We start from the raw sequence: 26,108 nt of genomic DNA, 5'->3' as shown, positions 1-26,108 counted from the left end.
ATGTAGGGGTTCTCGCCATCCATCACCTGGACGAATCCCATGGCGGCGTCGGAGTCGATCTCCTCGTCGTAGGTGGGCACCAGCCCGCCGGTGGCGGCGTTGCGGAAAGTAAGACCCCAATCGCTGGTGACGTCCTTCAGCGCGTCAAGGTCGATGCGCACCCGGTAACCGGCCAGGTAACGGGCCTTGTCCTCCTCCTCCACGGTGGGAGGCGCGGAAGGATCGGTCACGTAGGTGGACACTCCCTTGAAGATGTATGAGCCAGAACTGGAGGACGTGGTAGTCTTGTACTCCAGATCGCTCAGCACCCACTGTCCACCCACGGAGGTGTTGTTCAACGAACCGGGGTCGTAGGTGCCATCGGACGTAGCGTCGTTGGGCTTCCAGAAGTACTGCTCCAAGGTCACCTTCACGCCGCCCACGCCGATGTTGGGCACATCTCCCTGCAGGCCGTCGTAGAGCTGGCCGCCCGCTTCGGTGCCCTCGTTCTTGTCGCTCCAGACGTAGTTGCCCAAGAAGCCCTTGGTGCCGTCAATCCAGCCCAGGGCCAGCTTGTCGTAGATCTTGTAGCCCTTCCAGATGTTCTTCGGATCCTCGTAGATAGCCTTGCCCGAGGCGTCGGTGGGCACCACGGCCGCAAAGCTGTTGGTCTCGGCCACGCCGCTCTTCAGCCACAGGTCGTTGTCCCACATGGCTGCCACTTCGTCGTTGGGCCGGCCCTCGGGAGTGAGCTTCTGGTCCTCGGCGTTGATGAGCGGTCGGTGCAGCGGGTCGTTATCCCAGGTCATGACCGAAGGCTTCAGGATACGGTTCTTCGTGTCGCGGCAGATCACCTTGTAGGTATGGCCCGGCTCCAGACTGAAGTCGAAAGCGCCGGTGGCGTCGGCCGCCGTGGCGGTGTAGGGCACCCAGCGCCAGTCGGTGTCCATATCGAGCTGGTTCATCACCTCGGCGCTGACCAGGTTGTTGCCCAACGAGTCGAATGCGCGCGTCCACCTGCCGTTCACTCTAACCTCCAGGTAGCAGTCGGTCTGGGTGATGGCCTTGTTGCCGTTGGTGTCGTAGGCCTGCTCCCAAAGGCCGGTCTCCTCGTTCTGAACCTGAACGCTGACCAGCATGTTCTTCAGACGCATCTCGTCCACGGACACTGCATACTCGTAGGGGTTGTCCTCGTCCAGGTTGACGTTGACCCAGTCCAGCACGCCGTCGATGAGCTCGGGGTCAACCGAGCCGTCCTTGGCCACGTAGCGGTTCATGTTCAGCGTGGGCTTGCCGTTCACCATGATGAACGGAGGCAGCTCGCCCTGGCTGGCGTCGTAGTCGGGGGCGTTGTCGGGGTTGAGCGAGAACGCGGAGATGCCGCCGCCGAAATCGGAAGCGCCCTCGGCGTCGCCGCCCTCGTCGCCGCCGGGGTTGCCCTCGTCCGGATCGCCGGGGTTGCCGCTGCCGGCGTCGCCGTTGCCCTCCTCCATGTCCTCTTCCTGGTCCTCGTAGCCGGCCAGCTTGTCGTCGCGATAGGCTACGCCTTCATAGACCACGGGCATGGCGATACCAACGTTGTAGCTGGTCATGATGGCGTCGTACAGCTCGTTGCCCGTAACCTCGCCGCCGCCGGCGTACTTGGCCTTGTCGTAGGCCACCGGCTTCACCTCGATGACGTCGGAGGTGACCACCATGGAGCTGCCGGTGCGGTTGACCATGAGCCCCGCGGAGTAGTCCTTCGAAAGCGCCTCGGCCTCGCCCAGGTCGTTGAGGATGGGGGCGTTATCGGCGCCGATGCGCTTGGTGGTGAGCGCGTAGTTGGCGTACTGGCGCGGGAAGGTGAAGCGCAGACGGTACTCGCCCGGCGTCAGCATGGAGAACATGAAGTAGCCGTGGTTGTTGTAGTAGTCCGACTCGGTGACGTACACGTAGGCGCCCAGGTCGACGGACTCGTCGTTGGAGGCCAGCTGGTACTCGCCCACGATGTCCTTCAGGGGGGCGCCGGTCTGCGGGTCGGCCTTCACCCACACCATCTTCGTGGAGCTGGCGCTCTCGCGCACCTGGGTGACGGCCTCGCCCTGGCGGTTCACGGGAATGCCCCACTTGTTCAGCAGCTCCACCCTCACGCCGTTGATGCCAGGATCGTCGGGCTTACCGTCGTAGTCCAGGTCGGTCAGCAGCTTCGAGGTGTCCTTGCCGTTCTCGTAGGTGTAGGCGTACTTGTCGCCCACAATGGACCTCTCCGTGGACAGGATGTAGCGGCCGTTGTCGGCCTTGTGGTAGGTGGTGGGATTGCCCAGAAGGTCGGTGGTCTCGGGGGTTCCGGGCACCGTGTCGTTCAGGTGCGTATCCCAGTTGCTGTCCAGCCACACGTAGCTGCCCAGGTAACCGTAACCATCGGGGGCGTCCACGTAGACGCCGGCCGGCTTGTCTTCGTACTTGCGGTAGCGGTAGCCCGCGGCGCCGGAGCCGTAGTCGACCATGGACATGAACGTGTTCCACTGGCTGGTCTCGTAGAGGTAGCGCTGCAGCGGAGTGAAAGTGGGCAGCAAGTTACCGTCGTTATCGAAGTCGTTGGCGGTCAGGTCGATGGACATGAAGGTCTTGTCCGCGTTGCCCAGGTACTTGGGCAGGTTCAGCGGGGCCTTCAGGTCGTACTTCAGGCGCACATCGCCGTTGCGAGCCATGAGCACCAGATCGTCGTCGAGCACGCGGCACCAGATGGAGGCGATGCAGCGGGTGAGCGCTTCGGCCTCGGCCGGATGAGCCGCCACGTAGGCCTTCAGGTCGTTGAGCTCCACCATGTTGACGGTGGCCATGGAAACCGACGGATCCAGCTTCTCGACCTCGGTGCGGCCGTCGGCGCCATAGGTGATGCCGGTGGTCTTCTGGGCGGTCCAGCGGGTGATGAAGCTGTCGAACTGGTCGGCGCTGGTCCAGGTGCTGCTCTCCCCGTCGGCCAGGGCCACGTCGATAGGCTCCACCACCGAATCGGTGGTCAGCGGCGTCAGCTTCAGATTACCGGCGGCCAGGCTACCCTCGGACTTGATCGGACCCACCCACACCGTGGCCTGGGCATGCCGTATCTCGCCGGTGACCTTGTCCACCTCATCGGCGATGCGCAGGGTGTACTTGCCCTTGATGTTACCGTCGGCGTCGGGAGTGGTATCGGTGTACTCCATGGTGATGGAGTCGAGGTTCTGCAGCCAGCCCATCCACTGCGACTGGCGCAGCTTGAAGCTGGTGCTGGCCCCGTCCATGGCCAGGGCGGAGGTGTACTTGTCGTTCTCGCGCGGCATGGTGTCCACGATGACCGAGTGCTGGTACAGGGCGGCGGTGTTGTCGCTGATGCCGGTGTACTGCTGCATGGCCTCGTAGGTGTAGGACGTACCCTCGGGCACCGGGGCCGTCTGGTTGCGCTTCGAGAACTTCTCGTCGGTGTACTTGGGCTGGACCATCTTCTCCTGGACCACGTTGTCGTTGTTGGACCAGGAAAGCGACGGGCCGTCCTTGCGCAGCAGGGTCTCGCTGCGGTCGCCGTTGCCATTACCGTCATTGAGGTCGGAACGGTAGGACGAGTCTTTGGTGATGGTGCTATCGTGGTCGAAGATGTCACCCTTGGTAACCAGCTGCACCTTGGACGTGCCGCTGCCATCGTCGCCTTCGGTGACGGTACGGGTCAGCGGGTAGTCGTAGAAGTTGTAGCTGCCGGCCTTGTCAGCGTAGGCCGACAAGATCAACGCATTGCCCACGTCGGTGGAGGCCGACGAAGCGGGATTGAACTGCATCATGAAGTCGATGATGATGGCCTGGCCCGCATTGAGCACGCCGCGGCTGCCGGCCTGACCAGTGAAGTTCCAGGTGAGCGAGCGGCGGGTGTTGGTGGTGGTGCCCACGCCCACCAGGTCTACGTCGTCCATCTCGTCGTAGATGTAGCTGTACTCGTCCTTCGATGAGGCAGCCGAACCGCCGTTGGGCACCAGACCGTTGCCCAGAAGCGTCATGTCCTCGGCCGGGTTCGACGAAGGACGGATGGCCGCCGTGGAACTCTCGATGGGGATCTCGTCGTACTCAGTGAGGCTGCCCACGTCCTTGGTGGAGCCCTTAGGCACGGTGGGCGCTTCGTAGGTCTCGCCCGCGGCCTCGGCCTCCGCCTTCAGCTGGTCGGGGGTCTTCACCGTGCCGTCGTCGTTCATGATGCCCATGAACTTCCACTCGGTGTCGCTGACCTGCTGCCACAGGTTGCCCTCGTCGTCACGATTGTAGTGGCGGAACTGAACCACGCGGTAGGTCCACAAGTTGATCTGGTTGTTCATGTGGGACGCATCCGAGGCGCCGACGGCGCTGGCAGGACGGGTGTAGTTCTCGCTCAGGGGGCTCAGGTACATCCCCGCGCCCACCTGGCGGTTAATGGACTGGTTGGCGCCGTAGGAAGACGAGAAGCCGTCGGTGTAGTCGAAGCCATCGCCTACGTTGCGGGTACCGGAGTAGTCAGGCACCGTCTGGCCCGGGGCCAGGCTGTCGGGCGCCGTGGCGAACAGGTCGGTGGCGGGCACGTAGGAGAGCACGCGGCTGTACGGGCGCTCCTTGGAGATGCAGCCCTCGAGCGCGTTGCTCTGGGCGATGATGGAGGTGGCCAGGCGGCGCGCGTCGGCCACCGACACGTTGCCGTAGTAGCCCTCGGGCGTGATGACGCCGGTCTCGGGGTCCTGGGTGGCCGCCTTGTAGCCGCGCAGGCTCTTCACCGAGTTGCGCAGCGAGCGGATGTACACGTCCACCTCGCCGCGGGTGGATTCGGGCACGTCCTCGCCGTTTAAGATCGCGGGTTCCTTGGCCGCGCCGGCGCTGTCGGTGAACTCCTTGCCGCAGAGTGCCTCCAGCTTCTTGGCGATAACCTCGATGCGGGCCTGGGTGGCCGCGGGCGTTTCGCCCTCGATCTCGGAAAGGTTGCGCAGCTCATCGCCGATGGCGCGCACCGACGCCGCCTGGTTCATGCGAGTTTGCTGCTTGGACGTGAGCGCCGGCAGGTCATTCAACATGGTGCCGGGCGTGGGGCCGTAGTTCTGGATACGGGGCAGCAGCGTGGAGATGGAAGGATTCGTGCAGGTGTCCACGCCGTAGCCGTCGGCCTCGGGGTCATAACCCAGCAGCTGCAGCTGGCCGGTGGACATGTTGTAGAGCGTCACCTCGTAGCGCAGGAACAGCGAGTCCTCAGGGTCCAGCATGATGCCGTCGTTGAGCCAGCGGTAGCCGCCGGAAGGCGTGCCGGTGAAGTACCACTGCCTCACGTCGATCTTGATGGTAGGCTTCTCCTCCGAACGGAAGAAGCCGGCGCGACTGCGCTCGAAGGAGGCGTACTTTGTGTCGTCGTAGCGCGGCACCACGGTGGCGAAGTGGTTCACATGCACCGAGTCGGACTTGGTGAGGCTGGGGTCCTCCCCTTCCGTGCCGTCGCCTTCGGCGGTCGTCTGGATATCGGCCTCAAGGCCCGATTCGGCAAACATGCCGGCAACGGCCTGGGTCACCTGGGAGGGGGCGTCCTCGTCGGCGAGCACCGTGATGGACTGGCCGGGGGCAGCTGCCTTGCCCTCCACGCCGCGGGTGCCATAGAGCGCCGCGGAGCGGGTGGTGTCGTGGACCTTCGGCAGCTCGGTGATGAAAGCATGGCCCAACACGCCGGCGGCGTTGGAGCTCACGCCCGAAGGCATGGCCGACCCCATCACCCACTGGGACTGGTACTCGCGCACGATCAGGTCGCCCTGCATGGTGCGGTTCCAGCAGTCGTCGCCGCCCACCGGCGTGGTGGGAGCGATGCCGTTCAGGGCCGCCTCGCGCTCGGCAGCCGACAGCGTACGACCGCCATCGCCGCCTTCGGTCTTGATCACCTCGCCGTAGAAGTACAGCTCGTTGGGGCCGATCTTGTACACCTTGCTCATGTCAAGGTAGTTGACGTTGCCCAAGGTGCGGCTCACGAACTTGTAGATAACCTCGTCGTTGTAGTCCTTGCGCTTGAGCCATCCGGTGTTGTTGCGGTTGGGGTCAATCTCGTCGGGCATCTCGCGCTCGATGGTGTCGGGGTCGGCGTCCACCGCCAGACGGAAGCCCGTGGGCACCGGCACCTCGTGGGACAGGGTCTCGTCGGTGATAATGGGGTTGCCGTTGGCATCGGTCTCGCAGGCGCGGATAACCCAGCGCACCTGGCGGATGACGGTACCGGCCTTGGAGATGTTGGTGAAGATCTTGTTGGAGTGCTCGGACACGCGGGTGGTGCCCACCAGCTCCCAGCCGTAGCCACCGCCCGCCGTGTTCGGGTCGGAGGCGTCGTCCTCGCCGTAGAAGTAGTCGCGGTCGGCGTCGGTGCCGGGCACAGAGAAGTTCTCGCGGCTGTTGAGCACCGAACCGTTCTGCTCGTTGAAGCCGTTGACAGGGTCCTTCGGGTCGCTGGAGGCGCGGCGCACGTACACCAGCACCCACAGCTTCTCCTCGATGGCGCGGTTGGCCGCAGCCTCGGGCGTGTCGACGTTTACCCGGTAGGCCTCCTCGCGCACCAGGTAGAGCAGCTCGCCGTTGTCCCGGGCCTCGCGGAAGTCGTCGTACTTGACCGGGCCGCTCTTGCCGGCGTAATCGTTGTCCTCGTTGACAAAGTAGGGATAGCGAATCACGCCGTCCTCGGACCATGCGTTGCTCGTATCCACGCGCCAGGAATCGACCTCGTCGCCTTTCTGGTCGAAGTAGTGCAGGCCCTGGGAGGTGTCGTAGGCATCGCCGTGGAGAACGGGATTCACGATCTGGAACTTCGTGGTGCCGGGAATCTCCCACACGCCGGAGAACACCTGGTCGATAGAGGGGTCCACCTTGCCGGTGGGCGTGGTGGCGTTGGCCAGCGGAGCGTTCTGCAGCGTCTGAGTGCCCATGGCCCACAGCGGCACCTGCCAGTCCACGATGAAGCTGTTCACCGCAGCGCCGGTGTTGATGGCCTGGGTGATGTAGAGGTAGTTGTTGCTGGACTGGGTGGAGTCGGTGGAGCTCACCTCGTTGGTGGGCACGCGCACCACCTGGGTGTCGGCACGCACGCTGGCGGCGGGTTTGCGGATCTGGAACGTGCCGCAAACCGAGGTCATGTGGCGCTCGGGGCGAACGATGGGCGTACCGTCGGGACGGCAGATCTTGTCGCCGCTTTCGTACTGGCCGTCCTGGTCGTAGTCAATCGCGTCCACCCAGTCAAGGGTGTCGGGGTCCTCATGGGCTTCGGAATCGAAGACCAGCGAGTCCTCGTCCTCCCACTGGAAGTACTCGGGGGACTGGTTGTTGAAGCCGCCCACGCCGTAGACAACCTGGGAGTTCTCCTCGATGGTGGGCTTGAGGTACAGCTCGCCCGCCTTGAACGTGACGGTCTGCGTCGCGTCGCCGGCCGGGTCGACCACAGGCTCGTAGAGCGGGTAGCCATCGGCGCCGTAGACGACGTTGCCGCTGCCGTCGGTCTTGGCGCGGTACACCTTCGTATCGCGGGACAGCTTCACGGTTGTGTCCTTGTCGAACACGTGGGACCAGCCGGTAGTCTTGGGCAGCCAGGTCACGTCGCGATCTTCCAGGGCGAAGTAGGCCGTGGAGGATTCGGTGGACCAGGCGCGCAGCGTCTCCATCTGCTCCTGGAAGGTGAGCGGCTCGCCGTTCTCATCAGTAAGTCCCTCAAGGGCCGATTCCTCGTCGCCCACGTTGTCGATGCGGGTGCGAACCTTCACGGTCACCGCATCGCCCGCACCAAGGTAGCCGTCGGCACGCACGTTGTCCCAGAAGGCTGCGAGCAGGCTGCCATGCTTCAGGAACTCGGCGTCGGAGGCGTCGTCGGGCGGAGTGAGCTCCAAGATCACCGTTTCGCCGCTGCGGATGCGGCTCTTCACGTCGGGCGCGTCCACCAAATCGTTGGGGTCGTCCACGTCGGGCTTGCCGTACTCGGAGTGGCGGTTGCCCTTGTCGCCCAGGCCGGCGTAGGCGTCGGCATCATAGTCGGGCTGCACGCGCACGCGCACGGTCCAGCCCATGGCCACCAGCTGCTTGGGCGTCAGGCGCAGGTACTTCTTCTGCTGGTTCTCCCGCTTGGGATACACCGCCTCGTTAGTGACCGGGTCGCGCTCGGTGCCGGTGTCGGTGTGGCGGTCTTTGTAAGTCCATTCCACGTAGAACGGGTAGTCGTCGCCCTCGTAGTCGCAGAACAGACGCTCGAACTGGGCCGGCGTCACCGTCTCGCCCAGGTTCATGAGCTTGGCCTTGTTGTAGAAGGTCACCTGCTCGGGCAGGTAGATGGAGAACACCAGCTTGGAGTGCAGCAGGGCGCCTTCCTTGCCCTGCTGGGCCGAGGCATTCTTGTTGGCGATAACGGTGTTGCGCAGCGTGGCGGAGAACCACAGCTCGTCGTCGTATTCGAAGGTGCCTTCCACGGCATTCTCGCCATCGTTGGCAAGCAGCGCGCCGTCAGCAGTGCCCGGAAGCGGCAGGGTGTCGTTGGCACCCAGGTTTCCGCCGTTCACGGCGTCGTCGGTGGGACGGTCGTCCGGCTCGTTTTGCACCAGGAAGTCCGACCCCAAGGTAGGCGTCTTCAGGCGCAGCTTCGTGGCCGCGAACGCACCGCCGTCCACGTGGGTGGCCTGCTGGCCGTCGGCACGGGTGGCGAACTTCTCGGTCTTCGTGGCGCCGGAGTTGGTGCTGTCGGTGGTAAGCGCGCCGGAAGCATCCTGGGCGTTGTTGTTCAGGTTCTGCGTGGTGGTACTCGACAGCCCGTACTGGGTGCGGAAGTTGTACTCGGACACGTTCAGGCCCTGATTGTCCGCCGGACCGGTAAGCCCCACCGTGGCCGTTCCGCCGTTGTTGGTAGTGGCCGGGCGCACATGGCCGCCCTGCTCGGTGTAGGTGCCGAAGTAGCCGGTCAGGTGGTTGTACTGCACCCCGTCGTTGGTCTGGGTGCCGGCGTTGTAGAAGTTGTAAGGCAGACGGTTGACCCGCTCGAAGGCGTTGCCGTAGTAATGGTCGTTAGCGGACCAGTCGCCACCGCAGTACCAGGTGGGATATAGGTTGTCGTACTCCCACTGGTAGCGGTAGACCGCCGAGCCATGGGCATCGGTGGTAATGCCGGTGCCCAGGTAGGAGCCGGTGTTGGCCGCACGGTCGTCAGCGTCGCCGTCGTGGCGCCAAACGGTCACGTAGGAGGCGCTCACCGCGTCCAGGCGCGTGTCGGCCTGGCGGTTGCCCCAGGTGGCCCCGCCGTAACCCGGGCCGCGGTAGCGGGCCGGAGCCCCCACGGTGAACGGGTCGGCGCCCACGTTGGGATGCGAAATCTCGTTGTCAGTCAGCTGCTTGTAGCCGGTCATGGCGCTGGTCACGTAGGTGCGGATGGACTCGGTGGAGCGCGCCGCCTCCTTGTTCAGGGGCAGCTCGTACCATTCCGGCTCGTCGGTCATGGCGATGGAGAACTTGAAGGTGTCCATCTGATGCGACTTGATGCGCTGCTCGGCGTCAGGGTCGCCGGACAGGTCGTTGCCCTTGGGCAGGAAGCGCAGCACGAAGCGGTAGTTGTCGTCGTTGATCTGGCTGGCCGGATACTGGGTGGTATCGGCCTCCACCTTCTCATAGGTGACCGTGGCGGTGAAGTTGTCCATGAGCCACTGACGGCTCTCGTTCTGGTTCACCTGGGCAGCGCTGTTCCAGTTCGCGTTCGCAGACTGAGCGATATCCCAATCCTCGTAGAGGAACTCCTGGGTGAGGCCGGGCCACTGGCCGTAGGGCTTGCGGGTCTCGCGATGAATGGGGGCAATGCCGTAGGGCAGCACCACGGTAACCACGGGCAGCACCAAATCGCCCATCTGGCCGCCGATGAGCGAGTAGGTGGCCCAGCGGTTCTCGTTGTACACGAAGCTGTGGCCGTCCACGGTCCAGTTGAAGTAGCTGTTGCCGGACGAGAAGTTGCGTGCCAGGGAATCCCACCAGAAGCGGTTCTCCACGTGCACGTTCACCTGACGGGTATCGGTCTCGGCCTCCATGTAGTAGTTGGCCGAGGTGCTTCCCACGCCGTCGGTGATGGTGCCGCTGTCGCTGTCGCCGTCCAGCACGTCGGGCAGGCTGACGGAGTTCCATACGCGCACCACCGGCTTGCGCATAACGGCGCTCGTGCCGGTCTGGGCGTAGAGCACCGGGCCCTTGGACCCTTCGCCCTTGTAGGCCTGGTTCCAGAAGGTGCCGTTAGCGGCAGCGGTGCCCATGGGGTCAGCCACCGTGGAGGTGTCGCCGACGGTAGTGGTGCGCACCGTGTTGTTCTGCACGGTCCAGCCGTTTACGGACGGCATGTTGGGGCTGCCGGCCAGCTGGGTTTCGCCAGTGCGGGTGCGATAGTAGCGTTGCAGCGTGTACTTGTAGTCCATGCCGAAGGGCTGCATATGGTTGGTGCGCTGCTGGGCCAGGCCCTCGAAGTGGTCGATGTCGAAGACCTGGTAGTAGGCGCTCGAGCGGCTGGGCTCCTCGCCGGCGACCTTGTTCTGGCCGGTCGCACCGCCCTCGGAAGCCGGGCGGTCCCACGGACGCACCAGCACGCGGTCGTACCAGCGCTCGGACTCGTTGTTGCCGAACACGTGGGAGTCAAGCTCCACCTTGATCTGGTAGCCGCCGTTACCGGCCAGGGCATCGGCGATGGCCTCCGCGTAGGCCGCGTACTCGCCGGCATCACGCACCACGTCGGGGTCGGCCCCGTCCCAGCTGCGGCCATCGATAGCGCGACCGAACCACTTGGCCAAATCCTGCTTCACGGTCAGCTTGAGCACCCAGGGCTGGGAGCTGTCACGGTACTCTTCCGACTTGTTCGTGTCGGTTTGCGCCTGCACGGCGGTATAGCTGCTCTTCGAGGCGTCGGAGGTCACGGCTACCGACGAGCGGCCCGGATCCTGGAAGGCGCTAGGAGCGTAGTAGCCGGCAAAGGCGCTGGCAGGGCTCTGCACCACCTCGACGTCCATGAGGCCGGAAATGTCGACCCACTCCGAACCGGCGTAGGGATCGGTGGCGTAGTCGCCCGCCACCGTCGTGGTGCTCTTCAGCAGGTAAGCCCGTGCCAAGCTCTCCTTGATCTGCTGAGTGGCAGCCTCAAGGTCGGCCGGATCGATCTCGTCGGCGAACGCGGGCTCCACGCCGCGGGGCATCACGTAGGTGAATTCCACGCCGTCCAGGTTACGATCGCCGTAGTTATAGGCCGTGAGCTCGGTAGTGAATTCCTGGTTGTACTGGAGCACCGTGGTGTACTGACCCATCATGACGGCGCGATGGTCGCGGTAGTGCTGGCCGGAGTAGTCGGTGCTGCCCAAATGCCAGCCGGCATGGGCGTCTTCGCTGTTGTAGATGCGCTGGGTCTCGTAGTTCGCCACACCGGAGTCTTCGGTGGCCACGGAGTGGGACACGAAGCGGCTGGAGGTGGCCAGCCACGCCTTGTTCATATGCAGGCGCGTTTCCGACCACACCAGCGGCGTGTCGCTGTTCCAGCGAGCGTCGTCGGTAGTGGCGTTCACGCGGGGCTTCACCACGTAGGTGTACCAGTCGCGCACGTAGCGGTTGGCGTTGGTGAGGGCCGAGGCGCCGCCCGAAGCCGCGTTCTCGCTGTTCTGGGCGCTTCCGCCGGTGTTATGGCCGTTGTAGCTGTCATACCACCACACGTAATGGGTGTCGGAGGGCAGTTCGGTCTCCGCCGACTGCTTCGTACCGGGGTTCGGACGCGGCGTGTAGCGAACCACCTGCTTGTTGTTGGACGTCTTCATGTCCGTGTCCAGCAGGAAGCCCGCGGAGGTGGTGTCCACCGCAGCGCCGGCCGAGCTGTTGATGTTGGAGTGCTGGCCGTTCAGGTGGGCATAGGGAGTCATACCGTTGGTGCCCCAGCCGTTGATGTCCCAGCCGGTGGAGTAATGCCCGTAGGAGTTGCTCTCGCCGGGGATGTAGGTGTAGCTGCCGTCGAACATCTCCCAGGTGTCGGTCTGCTCGGGCTTGTCACCAGAGAAGGCGGAGTCCAGCATCAGGTAGTCCATGTCCATGACCACGTTTTCCGTGGCGAAACGCAAGGCACCCTGGAAGTCTCGGACGCTGTCGTCGGTGTAGCCGTTGCCGGCGCCCAGGTAGTCGCCGTTGTTGCGCAGCGGGCTAATGTGGCCGGTCCAGCCGGACCCCTCGTGCCAGTAGTCGGTGTAGTAGTACTCGCCCACCCGCGGGAAGTATGCCGGCTCCATGCCAGTGGTGCCCTGGCCCAGGCCCAGGTTGTCGCCCACGATGCCGGAGCGCTGGTACACCTGGGGCAGGTCGTCCACGGAAGCATACACGTCGAAGTACAGCTCGATGCGGTCCCCCACCTCCATGCGGGTGGAGTCGGGCATGATCTCGTCCACGGGGCGGTCGTATTGGATATCGGGATTGACGATGGAGCCGCCCTGGCCGCCGGCGTTCACCGTGCGGCTCGCCTCGACGGCGTTTTCGGGCAGCGGGTCGTCCACGGGTATCCACGAGATTTTGAACAGCGTGAAGGTGGTGTCCTGGCTCACGTTCTTGGCGCTCTCGCCCGAGCCCAAGGTGCCGCGCGGGTCGAGGTCCGCGAAGTAGGAGCCGTGGCCGCTTTGGGTGGAGCCGTAGCTATTGGTATATATCATGGCGCCGCCGTAGTCGGGCAGCGTGTAGTCGGCCACCGGCTCCACGATCAGCTTCATGCCGTTGGTGCGCTCGGCGTACACGTCGCGGTCGGGATTGGCCACGGTGCCGTCGGTCTTGCTGCGGGCGTTCTCCACCCAGCTCACGTGCAAGCGGCTGGCCAGCCATGCGGCGTCGATGGTGCCCTCGGTGCTGTTCTTCAGGTACCGCGTGGGAATCATCTCGTAGAAGACGGGGTTGTACAGCTCGCCTTCCAGGGTGGTGATGCCCACGTTGGTGTTCTTCGGAACGTTCACCAGGCTGTTCTTGTACCACAGCTGCTCGCCGGCAACATAGGTGGTCTTCTGCTTCGCCTCGGGGTCGTAGGTATCGGCCGCTTCGGATTCTGTCTGGAACACCTGATTCTGGAAGCGCAAGACCGGGGTGCGACGCCAGATAGTGGTCACCTTGCGCTTGGCCTCGTCCTGCTTCGTCAGAATGGTGTCGTGAGCAACCGCTTCGTTGTCCACCAGCACTGCTGCAGCCTTCGAACCGCTCTGGGCGTTGGAGGCATCCAAGTCCACGAAGTCAAGCGTGGTGTTCTGGCGGTCGGCGTGGGTGAAGGACACGTCCACCTGACCGTAAGGCGACCACAGGTTCTGCTGCTCGCCGCCGCCGTGGTTCACCGCGGTGTCGTCAAGGCGGGTGTCCTGGTAGCGGGCCACGCCCAGAAGCGAGACGTCGTCCAGCGGGAAGGCGGTGGTGCCGTCGGCCGTGGCGGGAACGTCGTAGTAGGTGATGCGCACGCCGGTGACGTCGCGGAACACGTTGCCGTTGGCCGTATGGCCCTCGGGGGTGACCGTGCCGCCCTGGGTAACGTCTCCCACGGTGTAGCGTGCCTTAAGCTCGTCGTAGCTCACCCACTCGCCGGTGGTGGTGCCCAGAGCCCGGGCAAGGGCGCTCTCGGGTACGATGGACGCCCGAGAGTCGAAGCTTGCCGTGCTGGGCGTGTCGGCGCGATGCCAATCGGGCACGTAGTACTCGATCTTCACGCCCGGACGCAGCTGCCCGTCGGCACCGGCCGTAGCGTCCAGATTCACACTGTCGGGCATCAGGGCCTGGGCGCGGTCGGCGTCGGAGGAGGCGTTGGTGAGCCCCAGCACCTTCGCCGGCGTGGTGCTATTCCATGCCGCGTTCTTCGTGATGTCGTCGCTGGGATAGCCCAGTACCTCCACGGTCTCGTCGGCCACGTAAGTGGGCTGGTGGGTCAGTTCGAAGTAGCGCTTGCCGGCGGGGTTGCCGAAGGCATCGAAGCCGTCGGTACCGTCGCCATAGGAGCCCTGCTCGGTACCGGTGCCGCTCACGCCGCGCATGAAGGACACGGTCACGGACATGGTGGACTCGTGCCAGGTGGAGTTACGGATGTTGTTGATGCGCAAGCGCATGCGGTTGCCGTCGGCGTTGGCCAGCTGGCCCGAAGAGGAAGCCGGGTTCATGGTCTGGGTGTTGGGATCCCAGAACTCGGGCTCCACGGCCACGCGGTTCGGGTCGGGGTCAACGCCCGGCTTCTCCTTCACATGATTGTGGAACACCACGTTGGCATAGTCGTGGGCCGACAGCTGCTCCTTGCCGTCGAAGCGCACGTCCTTATCGGCGATGAAGCTGTAACGCAGCAACGTGGCGCTGGTGGCCTGGCAGTTGTCGGCCACGCCAGCGCCGGTGGTATGGGGACCGGTGATGTAGCCGACCTCGGAGGAGTCACTGGCGAAGTCGGCCGTGCCCCTGTTGTTGCTGCTGCTCGTGCCGCTGTTGTTGTAGGTGCGGTACTGAGTGTAGCCGTGCAGCGGGGCCGCCACGGCGTAGAAGTTCGCCTGCAGCGACTGACCCTGGTAGCTGGGGTTGTCGGAGCGGTTGGTCTGGTTCTCCTTGGACTGGTAGTCTTCGTCCTCTTCCAGCTCGTCGGTCATCTGGGTGATGACGCGCACCCACACGCCGCGGCCCGGATCGATCTGGCTTGTCGCATTGGCCTGGCCCTTGTCGGCTGCGTAAGCGTTGCCCACGGACAGGTGCAGGTTGCGGTTGAGGTCGTACTGCTCGGCGCCTTCGCCGTAGGTGCGGGTGCCGTCCTCGGCGATAGTGGCCCGGGACAGGTCGGTCTGGGGCTGCACCACCGCAGCGTTGTTGCCGTCGGCGTCGGCCAGGGTGGCGGTGATGGGCAGCACAGCGCCGGCACCGGCGGAGGCGGTGTTGTTTTCCACCCAGACGTTCTTGGCGCTGTCGTAGTACTTCTCCACTTCCCAACCCACGATGCGCTGGCCCACGGGCACCTCGAAACGGGCGTCCACGTGCTCAAGCGGCAGCGGGTCAAGCTCGAAGGGGGTGCCGTCGTCAAGGCTGGCGAAGGTGAGGTCGGTGCGCACCTTGCTCACGTTGCCCGCATCGTCGGTGACGCCGGAGCCCAGGTACAGCAGGTACTCCACGTAGTCGCCGGCGTACAAATCGCCGTTGGGGATGCCGCTGCCGGCGCCGTCGGTGGCGTCGGGGGCGTAGCTCCAGGGCGAGGTGACGGAGTACTGGTCGGCATCGTAGGCGAAGATGCGCTGCTCGGTGCCGTTCATGACCACCTTCTTGCCGCGCTGCATGTCGGTGACAAGGGCGCCCAGGCGGTGGGACAGGTCGTAGCTGCGGGAGTTGTCCTCGGTCTTGACGATGGCCTTCTTGTTCGGGTCGCGGGTGACCACGTCGGACACGGTCAGGTGCGCGGTCATGCGCATGCCGCCGAAGCCGTTGCCCTGCTTGTCGAAGGAAGGCGTGGACCAGTAGTTCCAGTTACCCTTCGCGGGGTCGGTGCCAGTCGCCTTCGCGGTGCGGAAGTCCTCCACCTCGCGGTCGGCGTACACGCCATCGTAGGCGTAGGCGAAGTTGTGGGCGTAGTCGGTGTTGTCGCGAGTCTTGTTGGCGCCCAGCCACTCGCCGGAGTCCAGCATGGTCTCGGGCTTCTCGCGGTTGGAGTTGGGCGAGGTGAACACGAACTCCACCGAGGTCACGTAGGGCGCGGCGTAGGTGAGGTCGACGTCGGCGTCGCCAACCCATGCGCCGCCCAGGGTGTTGGTGCGGTCGGTGGCCTGGTAGTGGCCCACGATACCGGCCTTGACCAGGTTCACCACGGCGGCACGGGCGTCGGCCTCGGTCTGGCCGTCGGCCAGGGTGCGCCCGGCTATGTTCACATCGAACTGGCCGGCCAGCAGCGCGAACATGTCCTCATCGGACAAGCCGGCATTGGCCCGCTTCACCTCGGTCATGCGCAGGTACTTCTCCACATCTATGATGTAGCAGCCCGGGTACTCGGCGCTGCCGGTAGCGTCGCCGGTGAAGGTGGCGGCGGTGCCGGTGCCGCTCACGGAACCGGAGAGCAGCCCCAGGTTCACCAGGTCGGTCCAGGAAAGCGACACCGTGGCGTTGGTGCCGCTGGCCACATTGTGCACCGTGAACTTGAAGTCCTGGGCGCGGAACCAGTTGTCGTCGCGCGTATGGCCTCCCACGGGCACGAACTGCGCAGGCAGGTACACCCGCTGCAGGCGGATGGCGTCGGCGCTACCGGTGACCGGCTGCGTGAACGCGGCGCCCCAGCTGGTGTTCAGGCGCACCGAGCTGATGTGGGCGGCGCGGTTCTCGTCATCCACCCCTTCGTTCACGTCGTTGATGTTCTTGAAGCGCACCTCATAGCGCACGTTCTCCGGCGTAAGGTTGTCGGCCTCGTAGTCGGGCAGGTCGGGGCGGTTCGTGGAATGGTACTGGTTGCCTTCCTTGTTCACCGCAAGGTCGCTCTTGTAGCCGAAGGGAATGAGGTAGCCCAGGAAGTAGGCGGTGTCCTTGTTGCGGTGAGTGACGCTGGCGTTCCAGGAGTTCTTCCAGTCGTTGGCGCCGGGATGGATGCCCGAAGGCTGCGCTGCGGTGTAGTTGTTCACCGGCAGCGACATGTCCTTGAAGTTGTAGTAACGCGAGCTCACGTGGTTCAGCGCGTCGGCCTTGTCGCCGCAGCCGCCATGGGTCAGGCCCGGATGCTGCTGTCCCTTATATATGTAGGGACGGCCGAACAGGCGGATGTCCAGCACGGAGGCGTCGCCGTCGCGGTCCACCTCCAGGTACTTGCCCTCGGAGGTGATGTCGCCGTTTCCGTAGTAGGGGCCCAGATCCATATCGTAAGTGGCTATGAACTCGTTGGCGCGCAGGGGAATCTCCACCACGCCGTCGGCGTTCGCCTTCTTGAAGTCCACGATCTCGGAGTGGGTCTCCTCGTCGGGACGGGTGAACTGAATGTAGCCGCTGCCCTCGCCAGTCAGGAAGGCCAGGCCCTTGTCGGAGATCTTGGACCAGGTCTTATCGGCCTGCTGTTCGTAGAGACCGTCCTGGCGCAGCTGGAAGGAGCGCGCCGCCGTAGCGTCCTCGCCGAACACGCGGAAGCCGTCGCCGTAGGTGGCATCGCTGCCATCGCCGGCCTTCGTGGGCACCCACTGCTTCGTGGTGAAGGTGATGGTAGCGCGGTCGTAGTCGCGCAGGTGGTTCAGCACGCCGTTTTGCACGTGCATACCCGTGGACAAGAAGCCGTAGTAGGACAGGTCGTCGTCGGGCTGGCACCAGGGCATGGTGTCGGCCACATGGACGTTATCGGCGAAGGAGGTGTAGTTCCAACCCCAGTCGTTGGGACCGTACTCGGCGCTGCTGTTGGTCTCATACTCCTGGTCGCCGCTGTAGATGCCGTTCTCGCGGTAGATGGTATGCCTGTACACCGAGGTGGCGAAGTTCACATCGCCGCCGAACAGGGCGTGGTCGGTGTAGTTGTTCCCCGACGAAGTGTCCCCCAACACCATGTGGTCGGTGCCGTTGTAGTTGATTCCCTCCATGGTGTAGGTGCCGTCGGTGCGGGCCACCACCTTGGTGCGCGAGCGCAAATGACGCATGTAGGAGGGGCAATCGTTATGGGAGTAGTAGCCGCCGCTGCGATGGTAGTCCTGGTAGCTCCAAGCTCCCCGGAACGACTCGGAGGAGTGGCGCTCGGGCGTGTCGGAGCGCACCACGGACACGTGGCCCGGTCGATCGTTACCGGAGTTGGTGCCACCCACTTCCATGGAGGTGTCCACGTACATGTTCACGCCCGCCGTGGCGGTTTCCGCGTACATGCGGCCGTTCACCTCAAAGGACATCTGGTTGACGATGTCGGCGGTGGAGGTGTTGATGTTGCGGAACCAGGTACCGTAGTCCGGGCGGCCCAACGTAGCGCCAGCGGTGTCGCTTTCGGTCCAGTCGCCCATGCCAGAGATGTAGCGGTTATCCCCCGAATCGAACTGCTGTTGGTTGATGCGCACGTCGTACTCTATCTTGGTCACCGTGAAACGCGGATCGCCCGGCACCACCGAAGCGCTCTCGTAGTCGTTCACCGGATGGCGGTAGGAATCGGCGGCGCTATCCCCTGCCCCGAAGCTGGCCACGGGGTTGCCGGAGGCATCGCGGGCAAGCAGGTTCAGCTTGAAGTACTTCTCGCCGTCGTAGTCGTTTTGCACGGAGTCGGCGTCGGTGCCTTCCAGCAGCTCCTTGATCTGGCTGCCTTCCACTACCAGCTGCTTGCCGTCGGAATAGGTGACGCGAAGCTGATCCAGGTACTCCGCCGCCTGACGCCGTACCTTTATATAGTAGGAGTCGAAGTACTCGTTGGGAATCTTCTGGGTCATATGCAAAACCATGCCGGAGTTGTAGGTCTCAGGACCCACGTAGGTAAGGTTGCGACCTTGCCATCCGTCGGAATTGCGCCCATGGGGTCCCTGCTCGGTACCGCAGTTGTTTTCCGGGGCAACCTCGTTGTAGGCAGAGTTTACCTGTCGGAAGTCGGAAATGAGCGACACCTGGGACTTATAACCCACATCCAGCGCGAAGTTGTACTCGCCTGCGGAATAGCCGGAGTGCCCGATGTGGTGGGTGTCGCCGGAGCCGTAGACGTACTGCGAGAAGCGATTGGCCGTGGTAGGCGCGTTGGTGTTGCCGCCGCTGTTGGAGTCGTATAGGCCCGCGCGATTGATGGTGTCGAAATACAGCTTCGACATATAGACGTTAGAACGGTCGGTGCGGACCACGGGATTATTCACCATGCCGGCAGCCAGGGCGGCCTTAAGCTCGTCGCCGCGCAGCTTCAGCAGGTAGTTCTTCGCCTCGGCCGTCATGGTGACAGCGGTGTCGAAGTTGTGGTCGGCAAAGCCCTCGAACACCACGTTCTGCTGGTTGCGATCGGACGAATGCTCGATGTCCATGTCCTGCCACGCGTGCAGGATAACGGTTTTGAGGTTCTTGATGCCGTGGTCGCGCAGCATCTTCTCGGTGATCACCAGATCGCCGTCGGCGGTGCGGTCAAGGGAGAAGCCGTTGTCGTCTACGAAGCTGTCGGGCAGCGCCTCGGGGCCGGGGAAGGTGCCTCGGTCCAAGGCCGCATAGACGTCGTCGGGACGGATGGTCCAGCTGACGGAGCCCTTCGCATCGGCACCGGCGCCTTCGTCGTAGCCGATGAACTCGATGGTGCCCACAGTGCCCTTCTTAAAGGTGTCGAACAGCTCGCTGTTCACCGTGACGCGGGTGGTATGGAAGCCCACGTAATCGTAGACCGTGCTTCCGTCCAGCTGCAGGGCGCCCTCGTAAGAAAGCGGCAGCTGCATGGTAACGTCCAGGTCGTCCAGCGACGAGATGCCCCGCTCGTTGTATATGTTGGTCCACAGCTTGAAGTCGCGGTCGTAGGGCACGCCCACCGTGGTGCGGGAGCCATCGGAGCAGCTGTTGTCGCCGTCGGTGCGGGTATTCATGTATTGGGATGCGTCGGGGCCGTACTGACCGAAGGTGTGCACCGAAAGCGCCGGGTAGTACACGCGGAACTGGGCCTGGCTGGCCACGGTGTACTTCGGGGCGTCCAGCGGCGCCGTCTGGTTGATACGGCCGGTGGCACGCACCCGTGAATACTGCACGCTGGAATAGCCGGTGGAGGATTCCGTCACCACGTTGTTGTACCAATGGTTCACCTTGCCGGTGAGGCGCACCTTGACGGTGTCTTCCGTATCAAGGTAGGGATCGATTTCCGTGTAGGTGAATTCGATGCGCTCCAGGTACAGGTTCGCGCAACCGGCGAAGGAACCGCTGGTCACGTCGATGGCGAACTTGCCGTCGGCACCGGCGCCGGCCGCAGCCGTCTTCAAGTCGGCAGCGGAAAGCACCACGGTCTTTCCCAAGGGCGTTGCGGTCCCCAGCGCGACGTCGCGGAAGTAGAAGGTGGCCTTCACCAGCGACGTCTCCAACTTGGAGGGGGTGTTATCCTTGCGCACCGTGGAACCGAAGTTGAACACACCCTCGTCCAAAGTGACTGTGCGGGTCTTGAAACCCTGCACGTCGTTCACCGGCGTTTGCAGGTAAGGACTCAGGTCGTCCACGTTCACCGAAACCGTGGCATCGTCGGAGCGCGAGAGCCCGGTGCTTTTGATGGTGAAGTCGTAGGAGTTGTTGTCGGAGTAGTTGGCCACTTCCACGCCGCTCGGGGCGCCGGCGGTCTGCTCGGTACCCAGGTTCGGGCGGGCGCCGGCAGACTTGGTAGCAGTCCAGGTGACGGAGCCGGCGAAGGTGCCCACGGTCATGGTGGCCTTGGCAACCAGGCGGTTGACGCCGTTCTCCATGCGCTTGCCCGTGGGAAGCATCATGTCAGGACCGTAGACCGGCGTGGTGGAGAAGGCCTGCACGTCGGTGGTCACGTTACTGTGGGTGTCGGCGCGACCGTACAGATAGATCACCGGGCAGGCGCCGGAGGTCACGCGGTCGTTCACCTTCGAGAAGCGTACGCGCACCATCTTCACCGGAGCCGCCTCGGAAGCGCCGCTGGAGTGCTTGCCGTTGACCATGCCGTCGGTGGCCACCTTCAGAATAAGGTTGCCGGTGGCGGCGTCGATGGTCAGCGTGGAGCCGTCTCCCAAATTCGCGGTGCCGCCTGCAGCCCCCATCGCCTTCACGGCGGCCTCGATGTCGTAGCTCTTATTGGGGTCCACCTCGTCTTCGGCCTTCATGATGGTGCCCGTGGCATTAAACTGGTCGAACACATCGATGGAGCCCACGGTTCCGTAGCGGTAGTACCAACGCGTCTCGGTCTTGGCGCTACCGTCGGGGTTGAGCACCGGGTTGCCGTACTGGTCGAGCACCGCCACGTCGCCGTAGGCGTAACCGGGGATAACCACCGAGCGGGTGAGGAAGCCGCGCCACACCGTGGACGTACCGTCGTCCTGCTGGGCCAGGCCGTTCACCATCAGGTCCATGTCGAAGTCGTTGATGGCGTAGGGGGAGCTGTTGGTCAGGTCGTAGCGGAAGTAGGTGACCTCGTCGTCCATGTCGCCCCAGCGGTAAGGCACCGTCTGGTTATGGCGAGTAGTGCCGTTGTTGTCCACATAGCCGTAGGACGCCGACACCACGGGCGTGATGGGCACGTACATGGAGTGCAGCGTGGCGTTGTCCTTGGCCACCAGGTTGGGGCTTGACTCGTAGTCGGTGCTGAACGAGGACGCCACGGTGATGTCGCCCACGTCCACCGGCGTGCCCATAATCTCCACCATGGCGTCGGCGGTGCTCAGCGGAGAGCTCGACTTGAAGGCATCCACGTCGATGCGCACGTCGAGCAGGTACCCGATGCCCAGCGCCGCCATGTCCACGTAGTAGCTGCCCGTGAGGTTACCGTCCGCGTCGCGCTCGGCGGTGAAGCTGCTCAGCGGCACCTCCATGGTGCGGCGCAGGATGTCGGTGGTGGCGGTAGAGGCGTAGTAGCCCAGGGTGATCTTCTCCACCTTGGCCAGCGGGTCGTCGCCGAAGAAGGCCGAGCTCAGCTTCAGGCGGTTAGCCACGAACTGCGGGTCCTTCGACGCCGCTGGATCGGTGATATCGCGATCGGGGATGGGACCTATAGCGATGACCGCCGGGGCCATGCGCGAGGTGGAGTTGTCGCCGAAGCGGAAGCGGTAGCCGGCGTTGGCGGTATTCACCAGCGCGTTGCGGCGGTCGGCCTCGGTGGTCATGTTCACGTCGGAGCTGCCAGAGCCATCGTACATGGAGAACACCTTGGCGGTGTTCTGCGGCGCCGGGTCCACGGGCACGAAGGTGGACTTCGCAGCCACCGTGGTCTCGCGGTTCTGGGTGTAGTGATCGGGGTTGACCACCCACAGGCGCTTGCCGTAGGTGATATCAGCCTGGTTGTCGTACCAGCCGTTGGCGCCGTTGGAGGTGCGCTCCATCATAAGGCCCGTCACCGACAGCGAGCTGGTGATGGCGGTCTTAGCGGGCAGATGGTTCTTGAACTTCAGGCGGAAGTGGCCGGTAAACGTGTAGGCCGGAGGAGAGGTGTAGCGGCGGCCGGGCACGGCAGCCACGCCGGCTTTCTCCAGCATCTCAGCGATGCCGTCGGCGGCGCGCTCAACCGAGCCCAGACGGTAGACGGCGTAGGCGTCGTTGGGGCCACGCTCGATCTCGGCAAACGCAGCCGGTGCCGCGCGCCAGGAGGTTGCGCCCGAGCTGTTCTTCACTTCGAATTCCAAAACGGCGTTGCCTTGGGAGACGTCGTACCAGTCCGCTATGTCGGCCACGGGATGCTCGTCGTCGCCCTCCCCTTCCGTACGCGACTGGTCGCTGGCATCCACCCGCAGCGTGAGACCCGTCAGCTGGAAGCCGCTGGGCAGGCCGTCGGCCAGCACCGGACCCCAGGACACGTTCGGGTCGTCGCCGTACAAAGGCGTGTTGCCGTCGTTTTTCATGCCATCGATCACGTAGGTGATCATCTCACCCAGGGGAGCGTTCTGCTGGCTGGACAGCGTGCCGTTCAGGATGTTCTGCGAGCGCTTGTTTAGGCTCACCTTGAACTCCGGCGCAGCAAAGCGCGACCGGGTGGCGACGTTCTTCATCCATTGGTAGTCGTTGGAGTTGCCGTCTTCGTCGTAACCACGGTTACCGAAGTTCACCGTGGCGTAGGTCTCCAGCTTCGCCTCGGCGTAGCCGCCTTCGCCGGTGCCGTAGTTGGTAGTGTAGGGCATGGCCACCAACAACGTGTGGACGTCGGATTCGTCCTCGGGCGGCACAAAGTCATCACCCACGGATTCGTTGGCCTTGTCGGTGTGCGAGAACAGGTGCTTGCCGTAGGGCATGTTGTCCTCGTGGATATCTACGGTGATCTGACCAACACGTCCACCGGTGGCGTAGGGGAGCTCCTTCAGCTCGAAGTCAGCCACGTTGGAGAAGTCCACCATATCGATTTGGGCGATTTCGTCGTCAGTGAGGGTGGACACGTCGTAAATGAGCGCGCCGCCTTCCTTCGGCTTACCTATATAGGTAGCGCCTTCCTCGCTGGCAGAAATCGAGGTGTTCTTCTCGAAGTCGTCCGAGCCTTTCTTCTTCTTCCACGTGAGCAAGTCCTCCAGACGGATGCCGGAGGTGGAACCCGTGGCAGCGTCGAACATGAGCACGTAGTTGATGAAGTCGATTTCCGAGTCGCGGGTGTCGGAGTTGTTCTTCACCTGTACCTTGTACACGGCGTAGTTGTAGCGGTCCCACAGAACGGGCGTGTTCATGGAGCGGTTCGTGAGGTCCCACTTCAGGTTCGTCTGAATGAAGGTGGCACGCAGCACGTTCTGGGCACCGTCGGCGCGACGGCGGCCCGGCTCAACTTCCGTGGGCTGCTGGGCGCTGATCTCTTCGCCGTTGGCATTCACATAGTACTGGTAGGTGTAACCCAGAAGCGCCGTGGCGCCGGTGTTGTCGGGCACCGACCCCACGAACTGCACGCGGCCGGACAGGGTCTGGGCGCCGGGACGCAGCTGGTAGGCGTTGGTGGAGCTGGTGGACTTGTAGCGCAGATACCACGTGCCGGACAGGCCATTCGTGATGTCGCCGGTCTCGGGATGGGTCAGTTCATCGACGGAAAGCCAGTTCACACCGTCGCGGGAGAAGTCGTAACGGTTCACCGCATCGCTGTCGGGGAAGTAGGCCAGACGCTGGAAGTTGTTCGGCACCTTGGGGTTGGAAAGGCTTTGGGCGTCCTCCCACTCCTTCTGGTCCAGGGTTTCCTTGGAGCCCTTTTCGTCGAAGTACAGGTACGGGATGTCCAGCCGGAAGATAACAGCTGCCGCCTGGCGATCCTCCATGGGGTAGTAGTCGGGCATGCCAAGATAGCCGCCGACGGTGAGGTTGGGCTGCAGGGTCATCTCCACGCGCTCGGAGGTCTTGATCATGACCGTGTTGGTGGCGCCTTCCACGCGGGTGCCGTTGGAGATGTGCAGATTGGGGTCCAGGTAGGTGTCGGGCAGCTTCTCCACCGCAGCGTAAAGCGCGATGCCGTGGCCGCCGAGCACCTGGGACTTCTGCTTGGCCAGGAAGTACATGCCCTCTTCGGCGGTGAGGGTGGCGGGCTCTTCCTGGGAGGCCTCGCTGTCGGGGGCGGGCTGCTCGCCGGATGCGTCGGGGTCGGCTTCGCTATCGGGGTCGGGGTCGGCTTCGTCGCCTTCCACGCCCTCGTCATCGGGAGCAGGAGCTTCAGGCGCAGCGGGGGGGATGGGGCTATCCGCGCCCTTCTTGAAGGCTATGCGCTGCACGAAACGCTGGGGATAGGCAACCGTGGAGCCCTTGTACACGCAGGTGGTCTGCACGTCGAAGGCCGCGGTCACAGGCTTGTAGGTGTCGGGCTGGGGATTCTGGGTCGTGGCCTCTTCCAGGTCCAGCGCGTCCTGGGCGTAGGGGGCAGCCACGTAGAAGAGGCGCTCCTCGTTGGCCAGCACGCGGCCCTTGATGCCGGTGGCAGCCACCTGGATGCGGCCCTGGTCGTCCACCGTGTAGGGCAGCAGCTCCACGCCGGCCTGCTGGAAGCTGGCCGGGTCGACCGGGTTCAAGCGGCGGCGCTGGGCTTCGGTGAGATTGGTGACGTCGGCCACCAGCACGCCGCCTGCGCCGGGCACGCCGATGAAGCTGTTGCTGCGGCGGAAGTCGTCGGAAAGGTCGGGGGAGCCCTCGTCGCCGTCGTTAGGCTGGGCGGAGCCTTCGTCGTCGACCACATTGGCCATGAGCACCGAGAGCGGCACGCCGGCGCGGCCCTCCCAGTCGGCCGGGAAGGCAGCGCCCAGGGTGATGGCGCGCACGAACGTGGCGGCCTTGGACGCCTTGACGCTCACGATGGAGCTCAGGTAGCCCGCGCCGTCGGCGGCCACGGGCGCATCGTCGGGTTCCACATCGATGGAGATACCCAGATCGGCTTCGTCGTTGACCAGCGAGACGGTGCCGATCGTGGCCAGGGACACGTCGGCGAGCACCGGACGGGGATCGGGAGCGTCCTCGGTGACGCGCGGCGTGTAGGAGTGCACTTCGTAGCCGAAGGACACCGACGCCGCAGCGCCAGCATCGGAGGTGCCCCGGAAGCCGAACTCCACGGTGGGCAGCTCGGTTTCGGCGTCCAGCTTGCCGTCGTTGCCGTCGTAGCGCAGCAGCACACGGCCGGACACGCCGGCGGACAGGTCGTCGTCGGTCAGGGCAACGTAGCCGCTGCCGTGCTCCTGCCACGCGCTCCACCCCTCGGGCAGCGAGGCGTACATGACGGCGCGGGGGCCGTTGGCGTCCGCGGGGCTTTCCACGGTGCCGCGCAGCACGCGCCAGCGCTCTTCGGACAGCGTGGAGGACAGGCCGCCGTCGGCGTTCTCGTACAGGTAGGGAACGCCGAAGGAGAGCACGAGACGGTCATCCTTGCTAGCGCCCGCTAGGTATCCGCCGGCGAGGCTTTCGCCCAGGTTGCCAAGGCTTACCTCAGCCCGCAGGCGGCTGGAGCGGACGTAAAACGCCCCGGAACTTGCCAGGGGCGCGTTGAACAGGGCCAGGGAGGGGCTGACCACGCTGGAAACGTCGCCGGAACCGCCGTTTGCGGACGGCAGCACGTCGGCGGCATCCACAAGGCCCTCTTCGGGCAGCAGCGCCTCGGCAGCCGCGGCGATCTGCTCTTCGGAGGGAGCCGCAGGCTCATCCTCGGCGTCGGCATCGCCCTGGGAGTCGGGCTCGTCGGCGTCGGCGTCGCCCTGGGAGTCGGGCTCATCGGCGTCGGCGTCGCCCCGGGAGTCAGGCTCGTCGGCAGAGGACGGCTCATCATTGGCGCCCGGGGAATCCGGGTCGGGCAGCGCGCCGGCGTCGTCTGCCGTATCCCCGCTGGCATCGCCGTCGCCTGCGGGCTGAGCCTGGTCCTGCGGAGCCGCCTGGGCGGTGTCCAACAGTGGGGTCAGGCCCGTAGCATCGAACATGGTGAACGCCAGCAGGAAGGACATGACCACGGACAGGGCCCGCACCCACGGCTTCGTGCGGAACGAAGGCGTTTCCTCGAACGCAACCGCAGCATCGGTAGCACCAGCGCTTTCGGCAGCTGCGTGCGCCGAGCCGTTCGCAACGTGGCTATCCAT

The 26,108-nt window shown here is 64.4% G+C and carries 1 protein-coding gene (cut by a window edge); it reads right to left on the bottom strand.

The features are described 5' to 3' along the window. Window positions 1-26,108: part of a hypothetical protein coding region (locus NFR41_RS01265; protein ID WP_251230373.1), annotated on the bottom strand (this coding region is incomplete at its 3' end). Its footprint begins 7,665 nt before the window's first position; the window shows 26,108 of its 33,773 annotated nt.

The organism is Adlercreutzia aquisgranensis (assembly GCF_943193145.1).
In the GTDB taxonomy this organism is placed as follows: domain Bacteria; phylum Actinomycetota; class Coriobacteriia; order Coriobacteriales; family Eggerthellaceae; genus Xiamenia; species Xiamenia aquisgranensis.
The sequence above is the reverse complement of the archived record's forward strand: the minus strand, read 5'-3'. Positions and strand labels throughout refer to the sequence as shown.